Consider the following 14,036-nt stretch of genomic DNA (forward strand, 5'->3'; position numbering starts at 1 on the left):
ACAATCTCTGATTTGTGTCAGCACGCTATCAGTTCACCGGGTCCACGGCCGTCGCGATTTCGGCCAGCATCGAGTCGGGCATCCGTACCGACGCCCTGCCGCCCGGCACCGCGCTGCCGCCGGTGCGGGCCCTCGCCACCGAGCTGGGCGTCAGCCCCGCCACCGTCGCCCGCGCCTACCAGGAGCTGCGCCAGCGCGGCCTGCTCGCCACCGCCGGCCGGCACGGCACCCGGGTCCGTCCCCGCCCTCCGGTGGCCGCCCGCCGCTCCGCGTTGCGCCCGCCCCCGCTGCCCGGTTCCCGGGACCTGTCCCGGGGCGAACCCGACCCCCGACTGCTGCCCCCGCTCGGCCCGCACCTGGCGGCGCTCGCCGCCGACCTGGGCGCCCCGGTCGACTACTCCCACGCCGGAGTGCTACCCGAACTGGCCGAGGCGGCCCGCGCCCGACTCGCCGCCGACGGCGTACCCGCCGGTGACCTGACCCTCACCGGTGGCGCGCTGGACGGCATCGAACGGCTGCTCGGCGCCCACCTGCGCCCCGGCGACGCGGTCGCCGTGGAGGACCCGGGCTGGGCCAACCTGCTGGACCTGGTGGCCGCGCTCGGCCTGCGCCCGATCGGCGTACCGGTCGACGACGAGGGGCCGCTGGTGGCCGGTGTGGCGTCCGCGCTCGCCGCGGGGGCGCGGGCGCTCGTGGTCACCAGCCGGGCGCAGAACCCGACAGGCGCGGCCGTGTCCGCAGCCCGTGCCGAGGCGCTGCGGACGCTGCTCGCCGACCGGCCGGACCTGCTGCTGATCGAGGACGACCACGCCGCCGAACTGGCCCGCGTACCCCTGCATCCCCTCGCCGGTGCGACGCGGAGCTGGGCCTTCCTGCGCTCGGTGAGCAAGCCGTTCGGCCCGGATCTGCGGCTGGCCGTCCTGGTCGGTGACGAGACCACCGTGGCCCGGGTGGCCGGCCGGACGCGAGTCGGCGCCGGCTGGGTGTCCACCGTGCTGCAACGGCTGGTCCTCGCCCTCTGGCGCGACCCGGCGGTCGCCGAGCTGGTGCGACGGGCGGGGGAGAGCTACGAACAGCGACGCGAGGGGCTGCTGGCGGCGCTTGCGGAGCACGGTCTGACCGCCCACGGCAGCAGCGGCATCAACGTCTGGCTGCCGGTGGCGGACGAGACGAGCGTCGTGACCGCGCTGCGCGACGGCGGCTGGGCGGTGGCACCCGGCGCGCTCTACCGGATCGCCGCCCCGTCCGCCGTCCGCATCACCGTCAGCTCCCTGACCAGCGCCGATCTACCCGCCCTGGCCGCCGCGCTGGCCGACGCGACCCGGCCGACCCCGCCACCGGGCTTCGCCGTCTGAGCCCGGCCCGGCCCACGCGATCGTGCGGTTCGTTGCCGCGATTCGGACGGGTCGGGACGGGTATGCCGGCGCCCGGAGGTGTGGGGACATGGCCAATGGTGGCACTCGTAAGGGGATCTGGATCGGGGTGGCGGCGGCGATCGTCATCATCGTCATCGTGCTGATCGCGGTGGCGTCCGGTGGGGACGGAGGCGGCAACGGGTACTGACCCCGGATCCGGCAGCAGGCCCGAAACGGGTATATAACAGTCGGCATGGCCGAACAGACCGCGCCGGGCGCCCAGCGGTTCATCCCTCCGGACGCGGACACCATCGACGAGCTGCGCACCGCGGCCGGCGGCTGCCGGGGGTGCGAGCTGTACCGGGACGCCTCGCAGACGGTCTTCGGCCGGGGCGACGAGAGCGCCCGCGTGGTGCTCGTCGGCGAGCAGCCCGGCGACATGGAGGACCAGAAGGGCCTGCCCTTCGTCGGCCCCGCCGGTCGGCTGCTGCGCCGGGCGGTCGACGACGCCGCGCTGGACCCGCAGCAGCTCTACCTCACCAACGCCGTGAAGCACTTCCGCTTCGAGCTGCGTGGCAGGCGGCGGATCCACCAGACCCCGGACCAGGTGCACATCACCGCGTGCCGGCCCTGGCTGGTGGCCGAGTTCGCCCGGCTGCGCCCGGATGTCGTGGTGGTGCTCGGCGCGACCGCCGCCAAGGCGCTGCTCGGCCCGTCCTTTCGGGTCACCCGTCAGCGCGGCGAACTGCTGCCCTGGCCCGCGTCGGCCCAGCACCCGCAGGACTTCCAGCGGGTGCCCGTGGACAACGCCGGAGACGTGGCGGACGCTCCCGCGACCCGGCTGCTGGCCACCATCCATCCCTCGGCGGTGCTGCGCGCCGACGACCAGGACAAGGCGTACCAGGGGCTGGTCGCCGACCTCACCGTCGCCGCCCGCGCGCTCGCCGGATAGCGGAGCGGCACGGTCCCCGTCCTCGCCGGGAGCGCGCCGCGGGCGACGGGGCCCCCGCCGGTCGGGCCATGTGCGCAAGGATGGGAGCCCTCGGCACCACTTACCCGCGAGGAGTGCGCATGGCGACTGACCTGACCGTGTCGGCGCCGCCCCGGCCCGACGTGGCGTCGATCCAGCGGCACACCATGCGGCTGCTCTTCAGCACCCAGATCATCGGCGGCATCGGTGTCACCATCGGCATCTCCGTCGGCGCGTTGCTCGCCGCCCGGGTCGCCGGCACCGCGGTGGCAGGCGTCGTGCAGAGCGCCGGGGTGGTCGGCGCGGCGCTGCTCGCCGTCCCGGTCACCCGGATCATGGCGCGGCACGGTCGCCGGCCCGGTCTGGTGCTGGCGTACACCGTCGGTGCCGTCGGTGGCGTCCTGGTGGTGCTGGCGGCGGCCGTCCGATCGGTGCCACTGCTCTTCCTCGGCATGCTGCTGTTCGGTGGGGGCTCCGCCGCGAACCTCCAGGCCCGCTACACGGCGGTGGACCTCGCCGAGCCGGCCCGCCGTGGCCGGCAACTCTCCCTGATCGTCTGGGCCACCACCATCGGTGCGGTGGCCGCGCCGAACTTCGCCGCGCTGGCCGACCGGATCACCACCGGCTGGGGGCTGCCGCCGCTGGCCGGCCCGTTCGCGTTCAGCGCGGCCGCCTTCGTGCTGGCTGCCGTCGTACTCCTCGGGTTGCTCCGGCCCGACCCGCTGCTCACCGCGCGCCGGCTCGCGGCGGCCGACGCGCCCGCGCAGCCGGCCGGTGACCCGCTGTCGACAGCTGTGGCGGCGGAGGCGCCGGCCGCCGCGCCGGTCGGCGTGCGCCGGCCGCGCGCCGCCGGGATGCGGCTGGCCTGGTCGGTGGTACGCGGGCAGCCCGCCGCCCGGCTCGGCATCGCCGCGGTGGCGGTCGGGCACCTGGTGATGGTGGCGGTGATGTCGATGACGCCGGTCCGGCTCGGTGAGTCGCACGCCGACGCCGACGTGCTGCGGCTGGTCGGCATCGTGCTGAGTCTGCACATCGCCGGCATGTACGCGTTCTCTCCGGTGGTGGGCTGGCTCACCGACCGGCTCGGCCGGCGGGCGGTGATCCTCGGTGGGGTCGGGATGCTGCTGGCCGCCTGCGCGGTCGCCGGTACCGCCGGGCACCACACGCCCCGGCTCTCGGTCGGCCTGGTCCTGCTCGGGCTGGGCTGGTCGGGGACCATGGTGGCCGGCTCGACGCTGCTCTCCGAGTCGGTGCCGGCCGGTGTGCGGCCGAGCGTCCAGGGATTCTCGGACCTGGTCATGGGGTTGGCGGGGGCCGTTGCCGCGGTGCTCGGCGGGTTTGTCATGCAGATCGCCGGTTATCCGGTGCTCGCTCTGCTCGCGGCGGTCGCGACCGCGCCCCTGGTGGCGCTAGCGTTGCGCCCGGTGTCGACCGGGGCACCGGGTGAGGAGGGCTGATCACGTGCGGTTGACCGACTTCTGGGCGCGGTTGGAGGAGGCGTTCGGGCCGGGCTACGCGGCCAGCATCGCCCGCGACCAGGTGCTGTCCCAGCTCGGTGGGCGGACCGTCGAGCAGGCGCTGGCGTCGGGTGAGCAGACGCACGTGGTGTGGCGGGCGGTCTGTGCCGCGTACCCCGACCGGGTGCCCGCGCGACTACGCTGAGCAGCCTTTTCGGCGCTTCCGCGTGTCGCTTGTCGAGTCGTACACCTGTTCGGCTATTGTCCACAGCTGGGTGCTCGTCCACAGCTCGCGGCCCGTCGGCTGGTTTTCTGTCGGACCAAGCGCCTAGCGTGTCCGCGTGACGCGAAGCTCAGCAAAGACGCCGGCGAAGGCAGGGGTGGCAACCATGGCAGCAGGGCCTGACCGGGAGAAGGCACTCGACCTTGCTCTCGCTCAGATTGACAAGCAATTCGGCAAGGGCTCGGTGATGCGGCTGGGCGACCGGCCGGTCGTCCAGACCGCGATCATTCCGACCGGCTCCATCGCGCTCGACGTTGCCCTCGGCATCGGCGGCCTGCCCCGCGGCCGGGTGGTCGAGATCTACGGTCCCGAGTCCAGCGGTAAGACCACTGTGGCTCTGCACGCGGTGGCCAACGCCCAGCGCAACGGCGGCATCGCCGCCTTCATCGACGCCGAGCACGCGCTCGACCCGGAGTACGCGAAGGCTCTCGGCGTCGACACCGACGCGATGCTGGTCTCCCAGCCGGACACCGGCGAGCAGGCACTGGAGATCGCGGACATGCTGATCCGCTCCGGTGCCCTGGACATCATCGTGATCGACTCGGTGGCGGCCCTGGTGCCGCGCGCCGAGATCGAGGGCGAGATGGGCGACAGCCACGTGGGTCTCCAGGCCCGGCTGATGAGCCAGGCGCTGCGGAAGATCACCGGTGTGCTCAGCAATACCGGCACCACGGCGATCTTCATCAACCAGCTGCGGGAAAAGATCGGCGTGATGTTCGGCAGCCCGGAGACCACCACCGGTGGTCGGGCGTTGAAGTTCTACGCCTCGGTCCGGCTCGACGTGCGACGCATCGAGAGCCTCAAGGACGGCACCGACGTCGTCGGTAACCGCACCCGGGTCAAGGTCGTGAAGAACAAGGTGGCCGCGCCGTTCAAGCAGGCCGAGTTCGACATCATGTACGGCAAGGGCATCTCGCGTGAGGGCTCGCTGATCGACGTCGGCGTGGAGCAGGCGATCATCCGCAAGTCCGGAGCGTGGTACACGTACGACGGCGACCAGCTCGGCCAGGGCAAGGAGAAGGCCCGGGAGTTCCTGAAGGAGAACCCGGACGTGGCCGCCGAGATCGAGAAGAAGATCCTGGAGAAGCTCGGCGTCGGTGTCGGCGCGGGTGACGCCGCCGGTGGCCCCGAGTTGCCGCCGGTCGACTTCTGACCGGTCGCTGACCGATGGCAGGACGACGCGCCCGTACGGGGCGGGGCTGGGATGCCAGTCCACCCCGTACGGGCGACGCCACCGATCCGCCGCGCCCCCGCCGGGGTCGTCGGGCCGAGCAGCAGACTGACGAACCGGCGCCCACCCCGCGCGACGAGTCGGAGGTGGCCCGCGAGATCTGCCTGCGTCAGCTCGCCGTCCGTCCGCGTACCCGTGCCGAGCTGGCCGGCGCGCTGGCCAAGCGGGGCATCTCCGAGCAGGTGTCGGCCGAGGTGCTCGACCGGTACGACGAGGTCGGCATCATCGACGACGCCGCGTTCGCCCGCGCCTGGGTGTCCAGCCGGCACTCCGGGCGTGGCCTGGCCCGCCGGGCGCTCGCCAACGAGCTGCGCCGTAAGGGCGTCGACGGCGAGGTGGCCACCGAGGCGCTCGGCGAACTGGACGAGGAGACCGAGGCGGAGACCGCCCGTGCCCTCATCGAGCGCAAACTGCGTACCGCCCGAGGTGAGCCGGACGCGGTCTTCCGCCGGCTGGTGGGCATGCTGGCCCGCAAGGGCTACCCACCCGGCGTGGCGATCCGGGCGGTGAAGGACGCCCTGGCGGCGCAGAGCGCGGAGGCGGCCGAGTTCGCCGAGCAGATCGACGCCGACGCGCTCGCCGACGCCGAGGGCGACCTGGACCGCGACAACCGTCCGGTCGACTGAGAGTCGCGCTGGGTGCTGTGGGGTGCTCCGATGGTGAAGGCGTGTCTGAACGGTGGGCGCGGCCGTGACGCCCACCCGGCGGTGCCGGTCACTCCGGCGGAGTTGGCCGCTGACGCGGCCCGCTGCGCGGAACTCGGCGTCGCAGCCGTGCACGTCCATCCCCGGGACGCGTCGGGCGCCGAGTCGCTGCACCCGACGGTGATCGCCGACGCGCTCACCGCGGTCCGCACCGCCCGACCGGGCCTGCCGGTCGGGGTGAGCACCGGCGCCTGGATCGAACCAGACGCCGCCGCCCGGGTGACCGCCGTCCAGGCCTGGACGGTGCTGCCCGACTTCGCCTCCGTCAACGCCCACGAGCCAGGTGCCGAGGCGGTCGCCGTGGCCCTGCACGCCCGTGGTGTGCTCGTCGAGGTGGGGCTCTGGACGCTCGACGCCGTCGAGGCGTACCGGCGCTGGCGGGTGCCGGTCGGACGGATCCTCGTCGAGTGCATGGCCGAGGAGGTGCCCGTCGCGTTGGCCGACGCGGCGCGGATCCTCGCCGCCCTGCCGTCGCCGGGGCTTCCACCGGTGCTCCTGCACGCCGAAGGGCCGGCCACCTGGGCGGTACTCGCCGAGGCGGTCAGCCGCGGCCTGCACACCCGGATCGGCCTGGAGGACACGCTCCTGCTGCCCGACGGCACACCCGCGCCGCACAATGCCGCACTTGTCGCCGCGGCGCTGGCGGCGGGAGCCCGCTGAGCGCCCGGCGCAGCTGAGCGTCCGGCGCGGTCGGCGTCGCGCTGGGCGACCGGCCCGCGCTGAACGGCCCGGCGCCAAGATCGTGCTCGATCCAGGATCGAGTGGTGTCCCCGAGCCGCGAGGCCACTACTTCCAGGAACGAGCACGATCTTGGCGGATCGAGTGCGGGCCAGTCGCGGATCGAGCGCGGGCCAACCGCCGGTGAGCGCGGATCGGGCGCGGGCCAAGCGCGGCCGAGCGCGGTGCGGCCGAGCGCCGCCCGGGGGCGCGGCCCGAGAGCGCAGGCCGACGAGGGGGTCGGAAAGGCGCGAAGGGGTCGTTGGTGTCACACCGTCCGTTCTCCGCGAGGCTCGCTTCGGCGCTGAACAGGCACGACATCCTGGTCGAGGCCGTCGCCTCGCCGTGTTTGTCCATCCGTGTCCGACCCGGCATCACCGCGGAGTGACGTCGCAACTTCGCTCCGTCCGGGGGGTTTGATCATGAGTCCTTGACCTGAGCACCCCCGGCGACCTAGCCTCGCCATACAGGCTCACATTGCCCGACCAGCGCAGGCTAAGCGCACAACATAGATCGCGTAACAGAACAGCATCACTTTGGCCGACTCCACGGCCTTTGGCGGCAGTCCGGACAGGCCGGTCCGGTACTCCGCGACAACTGCACCCGGTCGCCGACGATGCCCGAGGGCACCGCCGGCGGAGAGAGCTACCCACGGCCAGCCGCTCCGGTCGGGCGTCCACAGCCGCAGGAGTGTGCCCGCCGGGCACGGTCGCTGCGGCGGCGAACGTTCAGGGGAGGCGGCCATGGCGGGGCGGCGGCACAGGTTCACCGGTAGATCCCACGGGGTCCCGGCATGAACGCCTTCGACGTCGCGCTCCTCGCGGCCGTCCTCATCCTCGCGGCGGTGGTGATCGGGGCCGTGCTGGTGGGCGTCCGGACGCTGCGCCGGATGGGTTCCGCGCCGGCTCCGGAGGACCCGGCGTTCATCGCCGAGAAGGACCGTCAGGAGCAGTCCCTGGCCGCCCTGCGGAACGCGGCCGACCAGGCGAACAGCACCATCGACGTGGCGAAGTCCGCGGCGGCCGCGGCGCGTGCCGAGGCGGCTGCGGCGAAGGCCGAGGCGAAGGCGGCGCGGGCCGAGGCCCGGCGGGTGCTCGACGATGCCCGCGCCGAGGCGGACACGGTTCTCGAACGCGCCCACAAGCAGGCTGAGGCCGACGCCGAGCAGCTGCGCGCCACGGCGCGGCGTAGCGGCGAGCGGGAGGTCGCGGTGCTCGCCGCCACCACCCGGGAGCAGGCGGCCGAGGTGGAGCGTCGCGCCGCCCGGATGGATGAGCGGGAGCGGCTGCACACCGAGGAGGTGGAGCGTTTCGCCGAGCGGGAGCGGCAGCTCACCGAGGCAAGGGCTGCGCTCGCCGCACGGGAGTCCGCGCTCGCCCAGCGGGAGGCCGAGCTGGCCGAGGTGGAGGAGCTGCGCCGGCGGGAGCTGGAGCGGGTCGCCGGCCTCACCGCCGACGCGGCCCGGCTGGAGCTGGTCGAGGCGATCGAGACGCAGGCCAAGCGGGAGGCCGCGCTGCTGGTGCGCGACATCGAGGCCGACGCGCGGGGCACCGCCGAGCAGAGGGCCCGGCACATCGTGGTGGACGCCATCCAGCGGGTGGCCAGTGAGCAGACCGCGGAGAGCGTGGTCAGCGTCCTGCACCTGCCCGGTGACGAGATGAAGGGGCGGATCATCGGCCGGGAGGGCCGCAACATCCGCGCCTTCGAGTCGGTGACCGGCGTCAACCTGATCATTGACGACACCCCGGAGGCGGTGCTGCTCTCCTGCTTCGACCCGGTCCGCCGCGAGGTGGGTCGGCTCACGCTGGAGAAGCTGGTGCTGGACGGTCGGATCCACCCGCACCGCATCGAGGAGGTCTACGACCTGGCCCGCCAGGAGGTCGAGCAGCTCTGCCTGCGGGCCGCCGAGGACGCCCTGGTCGAGGTCGGCATCACCGAGATCCACCCGGAGCTGATCACCCTGCTGGGCCGGCTGCGCTACCGCACGTCGTACGGGCAGAACGTGCTCAAACACCTCGTGGAGACCGCGCACATCGCCGGCATCATGGCCGCCGAGCTGCGGCTGGACGTGCCGATCATCAAGCGGTCGGCGTTCCTGCACGACATCGGCAAGGCGCTCACCCACGAGGTGGAGGGCAGCCACGCCATCATCGGCGCCGACCTGGCCCGCAAGTACGGCGAGCACGAGGACGTGGTGCACGCCATCGAGGCGCACCACAACGAGGTGCCGCCGCAGACCATCGAGGCCGTGCTCACCCAGGCCTCGGACGCCTGCTCCGGCGGTCGGCCGGGCGCGCGGCGCGAGAGCCTGGAGGCGTACGTCAAGCGGCTGGAGCGGATCGAGGAGATCGCGGCCGGCAAGCTCGGCGTGGACAAGGTCTTCGCCATGCAGGCCGGCCGGGAGATCCGGGTGATGGTCAAGCCGGACGACGTGGACGACATCGGGGCGGCTGTGCTGGCCCGCGACGTGGCCAAGCAGATCGAGGAGGAGCTGACGTACCCGGGTCAGATCCGCGTGACGGTGGTCCGCGAGTCCCGGGTCACCGAGATCGCCCGCTGACCCACGAACAGAAGACGGGCGGGTGGCATGGCCACCCGCCCGTCGCTCGTTCCGGTCAGATCATCCGCGCGGCGTCCTCGCCGGCGTCCTGGGCGGGAAGCACCTTCGCGGCGGTGCGCGGGGTGCGGCCCATCCGCTTCTGCAACCACCAGGCCAGCGCCGACAGCGCCCCGCAGATGGCGATGTAGATCGCCGCCACGATCAGGTACGTCGGCACGTACGGCAGCCCGAACGGCAACCGGCCGCCGATCTGCTTCCCGACGAACAGCAGCTCGGGGTACGTGATGATGAAGCCCAGCGCGGTGTCCTTGAGCAGCACGACGAGCTGGCTGACGATCGCCGGGAGCATCGAGCGCACCGCCTGCGGCAGCAGGATCAGCCGCAGCACCTGGTTCTTGCGCAGGCCGATCGCGTACCCGCCCTCGGTCTGCCCGTACGGCACCGCGTTGATGCCGGCCCGGAAGATCTCCGCGAGCACCGAGCCGTTGTAGAGCGTCAGCCCGATGACGAGCGCCCACAGCTTGTCGATCGACCAGCCGTACTGCAACGGCACGTAGTAGCCGAAGAAGATCAGGATCAGCAGGGGGATGGCCCGGAACAGTTCGACCACGAACGTCGCCGGGGTCCGCAGGATCCACTTGTCGCTCAGCCGGGCGCTGGCGAACACGGCGCCGAACAGCAGCGCCAGGACCGCGGCGATGCCGGCGGCCTTCAGCGTCGCCCAGAGGCCGCCGAGCAGTTCGCGTTGCACGGAGGAGTACTGGAACTGTTCCCACTTGCGGGCCTCGAACTGCCCGGTGTCGGCGAACTTGTAGCCGATGTAGGCGAGCAGGGCGATGATGCCGGCGGTGGAGACGACACCCAGGATCGCGTTGCGCCGTTTGGCGCGGGGACCGGGCAGGTCGTAGAGGATGGACGCCTGACTCAACTCAGCCACCCTTCGTTCGCGGCGGTGCGGCTCGCCAGCTCGCTCATCGGGCCACTCTCCACTTGCGCTCCAGGAACCGCTGCAACGCCACCAGCGGCAGGATGAGGATCAGGAAGCCGATGGTGATCCAGAGCAGGACGGCGAACTGCGGCTCGCCCCGCTCGGCCATGTACGCGGGGATCGCGCCGGCCTCCAGCACCGAGAAACCGGCGGCGATCGTGGTGTTCTTCAGCATCGCGATGAACACGCTCATCATCGGCGGGACCATCGCCCGCAGCGCCTGCGGCAGCACGATGAGCGTGAGCACCTGACCGAAGGTCATGCCCAGCGCGCGGGCCGCCTCGGCCTGACCCGCGGCGACCGTGTTGACGCCGGAGCGGATCACCTCGCACACGAAGGCCGAGGTGTAGACCGTCAGTGCGATGGCGGCGCTGGCGAAGTAGTCGATGTTGACGTCGAGCTTCGGCACCGCGAACACGAGGAACGCGAAGACCAACGTCAGGGGGGTGTTGCGCACCAGGTTGACGTACGTGGCGCCGAACGCCCGCAGCGCCGGCACGGGGGAGACCCGCATCGCGCCGAGCAGCGTGCCGAGGACGAGGCTGCCGACCGCGGCGATCAGGAAAAGTTTGACGGTGTTGGTGAACCCGTCGACGAACAGTTGCCCGTTGTCCGTCAGTACGCGGAAGAACTCGCCCATGCCTCGCTCTCAGTCCTCTGCACGGCGCCGGACGGGGACATGCCCCGCCCGGCGCAGCAACTCGTGTCGAGCCGGTCAGTCAGTACCGCTCGAGGGTGGGCGGGGTGCCCGCCGAGCCGGACAGGCCGAGCGTGCCGTCGTAGATCTTCTGCCAGGTGCCGTCGCCGAAGGACGCCTCGATCTGGTTGTTGACGTAGTCGCGCAGCGCCTTGTCGTCCTTGGGCAGGCCGATGCCGTACTTCTCGGTGCTGAACGGCTGGCCGACCACCTTGAGCTCGGTCGGGCTCTGCGCCGCGTAGCCCTTGAGGATGGCGTCGTCGGTGGTGACGGCGTCGACCTTCTTGTCGAGCAGCTGCGAGACGCACTCGGAGTAGGTCTTGAACTCGACGATGTTGTTCGCCTCGGTCAGGCCCTCGTCGCGGATCTTCTGGATCGGCGTCGAGCCGGTGGCCGAGCAGACCTTCTTGCCCTTGAGGGTGTCCTTGCCGGTGATCGACGTCTCGTCCTTGCGGACCAGCAGGTCTTGGCCGGCGACGAAGTACGGGCCGGCGAAGGAGATGTCGTTCTTGCGCTTGTCGGTGATCGAGTAGGTGCCGACGTAGTAGTCGACCTCACCACCCTTGATCGCGGTCTCCCGGTTGGCCGACGCGATCTCCTTGTACTCGATCTTCGCCGGGTCGATGCCGAGCGTGCTGGCGACGTACTGGGCGATCTCGATGTCGAAGCCGCACCGCTTGCCCTGGGCGTCCTTGTAGCCGAGGTTCGGCTGGTCGAACTTGACCCCGACGGAGACCTTGCCGGCCGACTTGATCTTCTCGAAGGTCGGGCTGCCGGCGATGGCCGCGTCCGTCTTCGGGGTGAAGGTCGCGCCGGAGCTCTTGCAGGTGTCGGACTGGGCGGCGCCGGGGGCGCTGCCGCCCGCGCTCGGGGTCGGCTCGCCGTCCTTGCCGCAGGCCGCGGCCGACAGGGCGAGGGAGGCCATCATGGCGACCGCCGCCACGCGCTTCATACGCATACATTTCTCCTTCTTCAACGGAGCCCGCCGGTGGCCGGCGCGCTCCACTACGGACGCCTAGTGCGTGAGGATCTTGGAGAGGAAGTCCTTCGCCCGGTCGCTGCGCGGGTTCTCGAAGAACTCCGCCGGGGAGGCGTCCTCGACGAGCTTGCCGTCGGCCATGAAGATGACCCGGTTGGCGGCGTGCCGGGCGAAGCCCATCTCGTGGGTGACCACGACCATCGTCATGCCGTCGCGGGCCAGGGAGGTCATCACGTCAAGCACCTCGCCGACCATCTCCGGGTCCAGGGCGCTGGTGGGCTCGTCGAAGAGCATGGCCTTGGGCTGCATGGCCAGGGCCCGGGCGATGGCCGCCCGTTGCTGCTGGCCGCCGGAGAGCTGGGCGGGGAACTTGTCCGCCTGGTTGGCGATGCCGACCCGGTCGAGCAGGGCCAGGCCGCGTTCGCGGGCGGCGGCCGGCTTCTCCTTGCGGACCTTCACGGGACCGAGGGTGACGTTCTCCAGGATGGTCTTGTGCGCGAAGAGGTTGAAGGACTGGAAGACCATGCCCACCTCGCTGCGCAGCTTCGCGAGCGGCTTGCCCTCGGCCGGCAGGGGCTGCCCGTCGAAGGTGATGGTGCCGGAGTTGATCGGTTCCAGTCGGTTGATGGCGCGGCACAGCGTCGACTTGCCGGAGCCGGACGGGCCGATCACCACGACCACCTCGCCCCGGCCCACCGACAGTGAGACGTCGTCCAGCACGTGCAGCGGCCCGAACCACTTGTTGACCGCGTCCAGCACGATGAGCGGTTCGCCCGTCGTCACGTCGTTCACCGTCCCTGTCGTCTCCCCCAGCGGGGTCGGTCGACCCCCGGTGCGGCCACTGTAGGCGGCGTGATGTGGCAGAACGCAACCCAGCGGGTCACGGAGCGGTAACACCGGTCACGATCGTTGTCGGTCGTCCGATTCCGCACACAGTGCGACGCGCGACGGTGGCGGGACGTCCCTGTTGCCGAGATCATGGGGGGATGACCGAACCGGTACGGCTGACCGCGTACGCCCGTGGTGGTGGGTGCGCCTGCAAGATCCCACCGGGCGAGTTGGAGATCATGGTGGCGGGTCTCGGCCCGGCGACCGGGACCGCCGAGCTGCTGGTCGGACTGGAGCACGGTGACGACGCGGCGGTGGTGCGCCTGGACGAGCGGACCGGCATCGTCAGCACCGCCGACTTCTTCACCCCGGTGGTCGACGACGCGTACGACTGGGGTCGGATCGCCGCGGCCAACGCCCTCTCCGACGTGTACGCGATGGGCGGCATCCCGCTGGTGGCGCTCAACCTGCTCTGCTGGCCGCGTGACGTCCTTCCGCTGGAGCTGGCCCGCGAGGTGCTGCGCGGCGGTCAGGACGTGGCCCGGGAGGCCGGCTGCCACCTGGCCGGCGGGCACAGCGTGGACGACGACGGCCCGAAGTACGGGCTGGCGGTGACCGGCACGGTCCGCCCCGAGGAACTGATCACTCTCGACGCCGGCCGGGCCGGGGTGCCGCTGTCGTTGACCAAGCCGCTCGGTGTGGGCGTGCTGAACACCAGGCACAAGGCCACCGGTGAGCGCTTCCCGGAGGCGGTCGCCTCGATGAGCGCGCTCAACGCCGGTGCCGCCCGCGCGGCGGTCGCCGCCGGCATCCGGTGCGGGACCGACGTGACCGGGTTCGGGTTGCTCGGGCACGCCTCGAAGCTGGCCCGGGCCAGCCGGGTCACGGTGGCCATCGACACCGCCCGGGTGCCCTATCTGGCGGGCGCGCGGGAGGCGCTGCGCGACGGGTACGTCAGCGGCGGCAGCCGGCGCAACCTGGACTGGGTGACCCCGTGGACCGACTTCGGCACTGCTGACGAGGCCGAGCGGTTGCTGCTGGCCGACGCGCAGACCTCCGGTGGTCTGCTGGTCGCCGGTGAGGTGCCGGGCGCTCCCGTGGTGGGTGAGCTGCTGCCCCGTGGTGAACATCTCATCGTCCTGCGCTGACCCTTGGCCGTGACGGCCGTCGGACACGCGGTGGCGGTGGTGTGGATCGCGCACCGTACCCGATAAACTGTCACCTTCCCGCTACTCCGAGCAATGCGGCTCAGGGAAATTTTGCCCGG

The 14,036-nt window shown here is 71.9% G+C and carries 13 protein-coding genes; 9 read left to right on the forward strand and 4 right to left on the reverse strand.

The window, feature by feature from the left end; genetic code table 11:
- Nucleotides 1-14 precede the first annotated feature (14 nt).
- The 8 genes from ABZS77_RS17055 to rny all read left to right on the forward strand — a co-directional run bounded on the left by ABZS77_RS17055 (nt 15) and on the right by rny (nt 9,277).
- Nucleotides 15-1,355: an aminotransferase class I/II-fold pyridoxal phosphate-dependent enzyme gene (locus ABZS77_RS17055; RefSeq protein ID WP_354823513.1), complete on the forward strand. Its 1,341-nt coding sequence runs from the start codon at nt 15-17 to the stop codon at nt 1,353-1,355.
- A gap of 253 nt (nt 1,356-1,608) precedes the next feature.
- Nucleotides 1,609-2,307 (forward strand): UdgX family uracil-DNA binding protein, encoded by a 699-nt coding sequence (locus ABZS77_RS17060; RefSeq protein WP_354823515.1) that lies wholly within the window; start codon nt 1,609-1,611, stop codon nt 2,305-2,307.
- A gap of 119 nt (nt 2,308-2,426) precedes the next feature.
- On the forward strand, nt 2,427-3,782 hold the full coding sequence (locus ABZS77_RS17065) for an MFS transporter (protein ID WP_354823516.1): 1,356 nt from the start codon (nt 2,427-2,429) through the stop codon (nt 3,780-3,782).
- A 4-nt stretch (nt 3,783-3,786) separates the two neighbouring features.
- The gene (locus ABZS77_RS17070) at nt 3,787-3,987 is read left to right on the forward strand and encodes a DUF3046 domain-containing protein (protein ID WP_139583060.1); all 201 of its coding nucleotides are present in this window, start codon (nt 3,787-3,789) and stop codon (nt 3,985-3,987) included.
- A gap of 184 nt (nt 3,988-4,171) precedes the next feature.
- Complete coding sequence (gene recA / locus ABZS77_RS17075; protein ID WP_007456801.1) at nt 4,172-5,218, forward strand: recombinase RecA; 1,047 nt, start codon at nt 4,172-4,174, stop codon at nt 5,216-5,218.
- 14 nt (nt 5,219-5,232) lie between these two features.
- On the forward strand, nt 5,233-5,922 hold the full coding sequence (locus ABZS77_RS17080) for a regulatory protein RecX (protein ID WP_354823518.1): 690 nt from the start codon (nt 5,233-5,235) through the stop codon (nt 5,920-5,922).
- 30 nt (nt 5,923-5,952) lie between these two features.
- On the forward strand, nt 5,953-6,660 hold the full coding sequence (locus ABZS77_RS17085; protein ID WP_354823520.1) for a 3-keto-5-aminohexanoate cleavage protein: 708 nt from the start codon (nt 5,953-5,955) through the stop codon (nt 6,658-6,660).
- An 850-nt stretch (nt 6,661-7,510) separates the two neighbouring features.
- Nucleotides 7,511-9,277: a ribonuclease Y gene (gene rny / locus ABZS77_RS17090; RefSeq protein WP_354823522.1), complete on the forward strand. Its 1,767-nt coding sequence runs from the start codon at nt 7,511-7,513 to the stop codon at nt 9,275-9,277.
- Between the two features lie 55 nt (nt 9,278-9,332).
- Here rny and ABZS77_RS17095 read toward each other — a convergent pair whose 3' ends face one another.
- The 4 genes from ABZS77_RS17095 to ABZS77_RS17110 all read right to left on the reverse strand — a co-directional run bounded on the left by ABZS77_RS17095 (nt 9,333) and on the right by ABZS77_RS17110 (nt 12,733).
- Nucleotides 9,333-10,205 carry an amino acid ABC transporter permease gene (locus ABZS77_RS17095; protein ID WP_354823524.1) on the reverse strand — a complete coding sequence of 291 codons (873 nt, stop codon included), beginning with the start codon at nt 10,203-10,205 and terminating at the stop codon, nt 9,333-9,335.
- 43 nt (nt 10,206-10,248) lie between these two features.
- Complete coding sequence (locus ABZS77_RS17100) at nt 10,249-10,905, reverse strand: amino acid ABC transporter permease (RefSeq protein WP_354823526.1); 657 nt, start codon at nt 10,903-10,905, stop codon at nt 10,249-10,251.
- Between the two features lie 79 nt (nt 10,906-10,984).
- Entirely contained in the window at nt 10,985-11,920 is a 936-nt protein-coding gene (locus ABZS77_RS17105; RefSeq protein WP_354823528.1) for a glutamate ABC transporter substrate-binding protein, read from the reverse strand.
- A gap of 57 nt (nt 11,921-11,977) precedes the next feature.
- Nucleotides 11,978-12,733 carry an amino acid ABC transporter ATP-binding protein gene (locus ABZS77_RS17110; RefSeq protein ID WP_354823530.1) on the reverse strand — a complete coding sequence of 252 codons (756 nt, stop codon included), beginning with the start codon at nt 12,731-12,733 and terminating at the stop codon, nt 11,978-11,980.
- A 194-nt stretch (nt 12,734-12,927) separates the two neighbouring features.
- Between ABZS77_RS17110 and selD the strand changes: the two genes are divergently transcribed.
- Nucleotides 12,928-13,917 carry a selenide, water dikinase SelD gene (selD, locus tag ABZS77_RS17115; RefSeq protein WP_354823532.1) on the forward strand — a complete coding sequence of 330 codons (990 nt, stop codon included), beginning with the start codon at nt 12,928-12,930 and terminating at the stop codon, nt 13,915-13,917.
- Nucleotides 13,918-14,036: the final 119 nt, after the last annotated feature.

It is taken from the genome of Micromonospora sp. NPDC005298, from assembly GCF_040607375.1.
GTDB lineage: Bacteria > Actinomycetota > Actinomycetes > Mycobacteriales > Micromonosporaceae > Micromonospora.